Genomic DNA, 338 nt, shown 5'->3' with positions numbered 1-338 from the left:
GAGGTTGCAGCAAAAACAGAGTATGATGCATGGGGAAAGCCGGAAACAGAAACGGTAAGCAGTAAACTTAACGGAATAAACATTTCAAAAAGTTACACCGGATATGTTTATGATGAAACAACAGGCTACTGGAATGCGGGAGCAAGAATGTACAATTCCACAGACAGGGAATTTATACAGAAGGACCCTAAAGCAGGAAATGTATATGAAACCCTAACCCAGAACGGTTACACATACTGTGGAGACAATCCGCTGTATTACATAGACCCAGACGGATGCTCATACATAAGCACACTTGGAAATGCAGGAAGAACAGCCTTCAACGTTGTAAAGAGCGG

General features: G+C 42.6%; 1 protein-coding gene. It reads left to right on the top strand.

What is annotated here, in order from left to right:
• Window positions 1–338: RHS repeat-associated core domain-containing protein (locus tag DWX29_RS12290; RefSeq protein ID WP_279218282.1), on the top strand; the 338-nt coding region annotated here is incomplete at both ends.

This window comes from Eubacterium sp. AF19-12LB (genome assembly GCF_003479125.1).
GTDB lineage: Bacteria > Bacillota > Clostridia > Lachnospirales > Lachnospiraceae > Eubacterium_U > Eubacterium_U album.
The sequence above is the reverse complement of the archived record's forward strand: the minus strand, read 5'-3'. Positions and strand labels throughout refer to the sequence as shown.